Here is a 4,319-nt window from a genome sequence, read left to right as displayed (position 1 = left end):
CCGCCAGCAGGAATCCGGCATGCGGTGACGGCAGGCGAGACCTGGATATCCCTCGCCAAGCGGATCGGCATCGACCCCTGGGACCTCATCGAGTTCAATTTTCCGGGCATCAAGCTGGTCAAACAGCGCGATTTCCAACAAGCCACACGGCAGGTGAACTGGTACCTGGCCGAGTATGTAGGCTGCCGCGCGATGTCGCCCGACCGCCAGAATTTTGCGTTTTCTTCCGGTACGACCGGCGGAAAAGGTGGATGGCGAGGGGGATTCATCTATCTGCCGCCGGGTACGCCGCCTCCCCCGCCGATTGCGCCCACTCCACCGGTTGCGCCCACCCCAGCGGCTCCGACTCCACCGGAATGCGCAGGAAGCCGACCCGACTTCGCGCGCGTGCTGGACGTCAGCGAACGGGATTTCGCGCGCAACGTGTTTGGCCCGACGTTGCCGCCGTGGGAGACAATCGCGATTACCAATGGCCTGGGAGCAGGCGGAAGACCGTGGACGAACGATGGACCGTTCTTTAGAGGAAGCAATCCCATGGTGCCGAGCATGCGGTATGCCATCAATCTTGGCAATGTCGCGTTCAGTAACCTGGCATCGCCTAGCCCCACCTTCGGCCTGTTGTGCGACGACTTCGGTCGCATTTGCGACCTCTTCGTGCACGAAATGACCCACGTGTGGCAGGCGTTCAACGATTCAAACTGGACGATGGCGCGCTCCTTCTGGGCGCAGACGGTCGGTTCCGGCTACGACTACACCCCCGGGGATAGCTGGGACTCATACAACGTCGAACAACAGGCACACATCGTCGAAGATTGGCACAAGTACAAGATCAGTTCTCCGATGCTTGCCGAAGAACGGTATCCGTATGTTCGGCTCGTGATCCGCTCTGGACGCCTCACTTTTCCTCGCGGGCTGGATCTGGTGGCATTGAAAAAGGACCTTCAAGATCTGCGCGCAAGGCACCTGGACTAGACTCCGCTGCAAAGGAGTGGTCGGGATGCTACTTAATGATGCACCAACACGCCGACCGACATTCGCTGACGGTTGCGACCTGACAGGTAGGCCCTAAGGGTAGTTCCCAGCTTTTGCGTGGCGCGGCCTCAATCCGCAGCGCTGAAATCGCGTGCCGTCACCTCAGCCGACGACGATCGGCAGTGATTGCGCAAGAATGGAAGCGAAAGAGCGGTAGAGGTTGGTGCAGTGAACGGCTCGCGGGCATCGCGACGACAACGTCGAGCCCAGAGACTGACAACACCGGCAAAAATTGGAACGGTGTTCAGCCTGTTTGTCAGAACGGCATCGGAAAATCCGTGCTAAGCCGTTGAAATTGCTTTGGAACAGGTGAAGGAAATCGCACCCTCGTATTCAGTGTCTTCAAGATTGAGCCAATTTCGGCAAATGGGCGTCAAGGAGATCGCATTGTCTTGGTGCGGCTGCCGTGCTGTTCGCGTCGTAGTCGGCGTGGACGCCGCCGACGCCCGCTGCGAGACCCCCGGCGGTGTGAAAGCGACGAGTCCACGACTGCAACAAAACCACTTCGTCAAGAAGCCGATATCAGGCTCCCCATCGCAGCGCCGCGGTTTGCACCGGAGCATCCCACAATTTTGCGGCGTCGCTATCGAGTACAGATACGGTGATCGAGACACCGGCCATGTCTAGCGATGTGACGTAGGAACCGGTCAGGAAACGCGTTGCCGCTATTCCTGCGCGATCCAAGATCCGCTTGGCGGCATTGACCATCAGATAGAGCTCGATCAAAGGCGTCGCGCCAAACCCATTGACGAGAAGCAGCACTTCGCTGCCTCTGCTGGGCCCAAGATCCTTCAGAATTGCCTCGACCAGCTCAGCGGCGATCGCATCCGCGGAAGCCAACGGCACCCTACGACGGCCAGGTTCACCGTGAATGCCGACGCCCATCTCCATCTCATCGTCGGCCAAAACAAAATTTGGCCGTCCGGCCGCTGGCACTGTACATGGCAGCAGTGCGACCCCCATCGAGCGCGTACGCCGATTGACGTCGTCACCGAGCGTCTTGAGCGCGGCAAGGGGCGTACCCGTTTCGGCCGCGGCGCCGATCATTTTTTCCACGATCAACGTTCCAGCGACACCGCGACGACCGGTCGTGTAGGTCGACTTTTCGACCGCCACGTCATCGTTCGTCACCACGCTTGCGACTTCTCGGCCAGCCATCTCGGCTGCCATGGTGAAATTCATCACGTCGCCTTCGTAGTTCTTGACGATGAACAGCACGCCTGCGCCGGTATCAACGGCCTCCGCGGCCTCGATCATCTGGTCAGGTGTCGGCGAGGTGAAGACCTGGCCGGGGCAAGCCGCGTCAAGCATGCCGAGGCCGACAAAGCCCGCGTGCAGCGGCTCATGTCCCGAACCGCCTCCCGAAATCAGCGCGACCTTGCCTGGCTTCAGAGTCCGACGACGCACAAATTTGCGCTCGGGGCCGAGCACAAGCAGATCCGCGTGCGCTGCGGCTAGACCGTCAAGGCTTTCTTCGAGCACCGTATCCGCGCTGTTGATCAGCTTTTTCATGAACGTTCTCCCAGTCCGGTCCAAAGTTCAACTCAATGGCTAACCGACGCTTTCTGCAAAGCGCGCGAGCTGCGCCGCGAAATCCACGATGAGCTGCTCGAGCGCACGATTCTTCTTGTCGTCACCAAGTTCAGGAACGGTCACCGTAATGACACGCGTGCGCGCTTCGCGGTGGGGTGCGCGCAGTCTTCCGGGGTGCGCGCGGCCATACGCATCGAGAAATGCCGCACGCTCGGCGCTGGACGGATGGCAGACGTCGAAGATGACCGTGACATGTTTCGCCGGGATCGGCACCAGATAAGCCGGATTCGTGATTTGACTCACGAAAGAGCGATTCTTGCCCAGCGCCGCCGCAAGCTTCAGGCGCGTCCCCGAGGGCCGATTGTCGAGTACCTTTCGCAGGATTATCTTGTATTCTGCGACATTCTTGTCACCGGGCGTGTCCTTGTCGACATCGTCCTTCATAAACTCACCTTTGCGATTGCGGCCTTGAGCCGTGCGACGGCAATCGGCGACACCGAGAGAGTTGTCAATCCGGTGGCGAGCAGCGCCGCCGTCAGGTGAGTGTTGGCCGCGGCGTCGCCACAGAGCGAAACCTCGACGCCACGCTTTAGCCCGGCCTCGACGGTCGCGGCTATCAGAGCCAGCACAGCTGGATTGCTGGTATCATTGAGGTCAGCGACTGCGCCGATGTCGCGCGCCGCCGCCATCGTGTACTGGGTTAGATCGTTCGAACCGATGGAATAGAATGCAGCGCCAAAATCCGCTGCACAGAGCGCCGCCGCTGGAACCTCGACCATAATGCCGAGCGGCGGGCGAGCGCAGGCAACTCCTTTCGCTTGGAGGGCTGTGAAATCCGCGTCAAGCATTTCGTTCGCGCGGTCCAATTCCGACGGGACCGCTACCATGGGCAACATCACTTTCAGCGTGCCATGGACAGCCGCACGGCAGAGCGCGCGGAGCTGCATGCGAAACACCTCCGGCCGCGCGAGCGAGAGGCGGATACCGCGGAGACCGAGAAACGGATTGCTCTCACCTTCGACCGTCAAACCGGGAACCTGCTTGTCTCCGCCCGCATCCAAGGTCCGGATCGTCACCGGCTTATCTTGAGCCCAGACGAGAATGTCCCGATAGACCCTGTATTGCGTTTCCTCGTCCGGCAGGCCGTGAGCCGCCTCGAACAGGAATTCCGTGCGTACAAGGCCGATCCCGTCGCAAATTGCGGGATCAAGGTTTGCAAGGTCTTCAGGCCCGGCGACATTGAGCAGAACCGTTATCCGCCGACCATTGGCGACGAAGGCAGGCGCAAGGCTGGTCGCCTCGGCGACAGCTCGTTCGGCCTTCGCAGCCGCCATACGCAGCTCAAAGAGACGGATGGTCTCCGGCTCCGGATCGAAGATGACCCTTCCGGCGTCGCCGTCTACCAGCGCCAAGACCGGCGGCTGTCCGTGCCACGACAACGGACCTAATCCAACGACCATCGGCGCCCCGCGCGCGCGCGCCAACATCGCGACATGGGAGGAAGGTGAGCCACTGGCCAGCGCGATCGCGCCGCCTTGCGACCAGTCAGTCGCAAGAAAGGTCGAAGGCGTGATATCTTCAGCCGCAACAATCGAACCGCCCGCGATTCCGGCGAAAGCCTCCACACCGCCCAGATGCGCAAGCACGCGATCGCGGATGTCAACGATATCAACGGCGCGGGCACGGAAATATTCATCTTCAGCCGCGCGATAGCCGGCGATCTCTAGGTCGAGTGCCCGGCGCCAGGCATGGTC

The 4,319-nt window shown here is 60.9% G+C and carries 4 protein-coding genes; 1 reads left to right on the top strand and 3 read right to left on the bottom strand.

Annotated elements, in window-relative coordinates:
- On the top strand, nt 1-972 hold a 972-nt coding region (locus AC1D00_RS29250), incomplete at its 5' end, for a hypothetical protein (RefSeq protein WP_477013056.1).
- A gap of 582 nt (nt 973-1,554) precedes the next feature.
- On the opposite strand, the gene dhaK is transcribed toward AC1D00_RS29250, so the two are convergent.
- From dhaK to AC1D00_RS29235, 3 genes are all read right to left on the bottom strand, one after another.
- Complete coding sequence (gene dhaK, locus AC1D00_RS29245; protein ID WP_477013055.1) at nt 1,555-2,544, bottom strand: dihydroxyacetone kinase subunit DhaK; 990 nt, start codon at nt 2,542-2,544, stop codon at nt 1,555-1,557.
- Nucleotides 2,545-2,583: 39 nt separating this feature from the next.
- Entirely contained in the window at nt 2,584-3,009 is a 426-nt protein-coding gene (locus AC1D00_RS29240; RefSeq protein WP_477013054.1) for a hypothetical protein, read from the bottom strand.
- On the bottom strand, nt 3,006-4,319 hold a 1,314-nt coding region (locus AC1D00_RS29235; protein ID WP_477013053.1), incomplete at its 5' end, for a phosphoenolpyruvate--protein phosphotransferase. The genes AC1D00_RS29240 and AC1D00_RS29235, both read right to left, overlap by 4 nt.

The organism is Bradyrhizobium sp. P2_E8, assembly GCF_056403875.1.
This window is presented reverse-complemented; position numbering and strand designations above follow the sequence as displayed.